This window comes from uncultured Campylobacter sp. (assembly GCF_937890585.1).
Lineage (GTDB): Bacteria > Campylobacterota > Campylobacteria > Campylobacterales > Campylobacteraceae > Campylobacter_A.
Window position 1 is genome coordinate 1 of the sequence record NZ_CALACG010000346.1, and the last position, 3,229, is coordinate 3,229.

3 protein-coding genes are annotated in these 3,229 nt (G+C 39.3%); 1 reads left to right on the forward strand and 2 read right to left on the reverse strand.

Annotated features, from left to right (window positions below):
* A partial coding sequence (locus Q0296_RS10390) for a hypothetical protein (protein ID WP_298040307.1) occupies positions 1-211 on the reverse strand: 211 nt, incomplete at its 3' end.
* Positions 177-1,019, reverse strand: coding sequence for a 16S rRNA (adenine(1518)-N(6)/adenine(1519)-N(6))-dimethyltransferase RsmA (rsmA, locus tag Q0296_RS10395; RefSeq protein WP_298040311.1), 843 nt, complete (start codon positions 1,017-1,019; stop codon positions 177-179). The genes rsmA and Q0296_RS10390, both read right to left, overlap by 35 nt.
* A gap of 106 nt (positions 1,020-1,125) precedes the next feature.
* On the opposite strand from rsmA, the gene Q0296_RS10400 reads away from it, so the two are divergent.
* A partial coding sequence (locus Q0296_RS10400; RefSeq protein WP_298040309.1) for a hypothetical protein occupies positions 1,126-3,229 on the forward strand: 2,104 nt, incomplete at its 3' end.

A 3,229-nucleotide genomic window follows, 5' to 3' on the forward strand; every position in this document is an offset into this window, starting at 1 on the left:
GCTTTTTTGGGCGAGGATTTTGACTCTTTGGTTCGGCTTGGGCTTCAGCCTGCTCTGCTGCAAAGAAGTTATCTATCACGCTTTTGCTTGCTAGTGATGTTTGCTCGGTAGTTTCGCCCTCTTGTTTTGGCTTGTTTTTTGGTCTAAATCTTCGTCTTTTGTTGTTTTTACTTTGATTAGTTACAACTTTCTCTTCGTTTTTGTCGTTCATTATCTTCCTTTAATCTTTCAAATACTTTTAGATAAGAATCGACATCTAGTTCGTGTGGACGTAAATTTTGAGCTAAGCTTAGGTCTTCAAAAATTTCTTCTAACGCCTTTTTGTCAAAATTTGTGGATAAATTTTTCAAAAGCGTCTTTCTTGGCGAAGCAAACGCAGCTCTTAAAAATGCTTTAAAAGCCTCGTATTGTTTTGCATCTTTGGAAATCCCGTCTTTGCCAAAAATCTTTTTTGTTTTTTGTAGTTTGATGACTGAGGATGTGACCTTTGGAGGTGGATTAAAAAGCTTTGCATCCACGTCAAACAAAAGCTCACACCTGCCTTGTAGTGAAGCGAGGATCGATAAAGCGCTAAATTCTTTATCCCTGCTCTTTGCACTAAATTTAAGAGCAACCTCTTTTTGTATCATCACAATAAGTCCAAGGCATTTTTCGTCATCTATCGCATTTAGTATCATCTTCGTAGCAACGTAATAGGGCAAATTTGCGACTAAAAAGTAGTTCTGGCTACTTAGTCCGCCCTCTTGCTGCCACTGCTCTAAAGCATCTTTACAAAAAAGTTTTAATTGTCCATTTTGGATCTCATTTGCAAATTTGGCCTTTAAAATTTGAAACAGCTCACAATCTATCTCAAAAGAGGTCGTCTTGTAAATTTGCAAAAGTCTAAATGTCAAATCACCTAAGCCAGGCCCAATCTCAACAACGTTTTCTACGTCATTGGGTATCGCTTGGATGATCTTATCTAGTGTCGCTTTGTCTTGTAAAAAATTCTGTCCAAAGTGCTTTTTTGCCTTTATCATAGCCGCGATATTAGCCAAAAATTACTTATACAATGATTACAAGTTTAGTTTAATCATATATAAAATGGACTATAATCACTAAATAACAACAAAATAAGGCGCAAATTTGAGTAGGGCAAATACCTTAAAATACTTTTTATTATCACAATATTTAGAGCCAAAAACCTTAGACGAGCCAAAAAAGACAAATAGCAAATTTAAAAAATCAATGGACCTTGAGATCGCAAATTTTGATGAGAAATTTGTCCAAATTTTAAGAGCATTTGATAGGTCGCTTTTAAAAAATGGTGTAGAAATTTCAATTTTTGGTGGCATTTTTGAGACTTACTTGCTTGCCCTTGCGATATCAAAGCTAGCAAAGGTGAAATTTGAAAAAGAGCAAATTTTAGATGAGTTGCGCTCTGAGCAAACTAGCTTTGAAAAGGCATTTTGTTATAAGCTTAAGCTCTCTGGCGATCTAGTATTTTGCAAAAATGAGCAAAATTTTGCTTTAAAAGAGGCAAATTTAGATGATGAGCTAAGCCCATTTTTCACGCCAAACTCATCAAATGAGCTCTTTATCCCAACGGCTCCTTGGGCGATGGTGCGCCTAAACCACCTAAAAGAGATCAGCCAAAACGACTTTAACAAAGAGTGCGAGCACATCAAGGATAAAATTTCTATCCACAAAGAGAAAATGCGTCTAAGTGACTATGTAAAAGCGGTGCACGAGGAGCTAAAAAGCTCGCTAAAGACGCCATTTTGTAAAGACGTGGTCAGGCTTGAAGTAAGGATCGCTGACCCAAATTTTAAAGATACGGACGGCCTTTTAAATAGCTTTTTTATAGATGATATAAATTTGCTTATCAAATTTTACGAGTCAGGCAGGACGCACGAGCTAACGGATCAGTTTTTAGACGAGGGCGGTGAGAATAAATTTGAGAGGCTTGACGTTAGAGATGAGCTAAATCAAAGGGCGGTAAGGGACTTTTTTAGGGCTGAGCGCTACCCTAGATCGGCTTTTGCAAGTGATTTTGCCTTAAATTTCTCACAGCAAATGGCGCTAAACAATATAATTGAGAAATTTAAAGATGGAAATGGTGGAATTTACAGCGTAAATGGCGCTCCAGGCACTGGCAAAACGACACTTTTAAAGGACGTGATGGCTGAAATAGTGACGCTTAGGGCGATGAAGCTCGCGCAAATGAGCAGGCACGATATCTTTAAGCCAGTTTATGACAGCGACGAAAAGGCGCTTTATTTTAGGCTAAATGACGAGCTGCAAGGCTATGAGATGGTCGTTAGCTCTTGTAATAACGGCGCAGTTGAAATTTTGAGCAAGGAGCTAAGCCAGTTAAAGAGCATTGGTGAGTATGCGGGCGAGATTGATTATTTTAAATTTATAGCCACAAGGTTGCTCTCGGCTGATGAAAAGAGTAAATATGGCGAGAAGTCCTTTGTCTCAAAGCCAGCTTGGGGGTTATTTTGCGTGGCGCTTGGATCAAAGCAAAACAAGTCAAATTTTGTTTTTAATGCAATTAATGGTGTAAAGATCGAGCCAACTCATAGCCAGTTTGATCAGACAGCAAAAGAGTATGGCGAGTTTTTGGAGCAAGATGGCTTTTTGATGGGGCTTGGTAAGTACCTTGCAGTGGGCGAAGGGGTTGATGATTTTGACGAGGCAAAGGAGAAATTTAACCTTGCACTTCACGAGGTAAATTTACTTTTTAGCGAGATCAGGATCAAAGAAGAGGAGCTAAAAAGCCTAAAAAGCGAGCTAACTGACGTCGATAGAAGGCTTGAGAGCTACTACTCAGCCAAGCAGATAGAGGAGCTTTTAGAGCCTTTGGAGAACGAGCATGATGAAATTTTGGCTAAGCTGGGGGACAAAAAGGCGGAGGCAGAGGAGCTAACAAGGCTTGTTAGTCAAAATGAGGCCTTGCAGGAGTATCTAAATTTACCGCAAAAGCCAGCATTTTTTGCCTTTCAGCAAATTTTTAAGACAGAGGCCTTTGAAAAGTATAATGACGAGGCGCTAAAGGTCGGCGAGATAAACCGCCAGATAGCTGAGCAAAATTTAAAAGCTAGCAAGCAAAATGGCGAGAGCAAAGAGAAAAACGAGGCAAGGCTAAATGAGCTAAAAAGCGAGATAGCAGAGCTTGAGAGTAGGGCATCAGAGCTTGGCACTAAGATAAATCTTTACAAAAGGCTACAAAGTGACTTTACTAGAC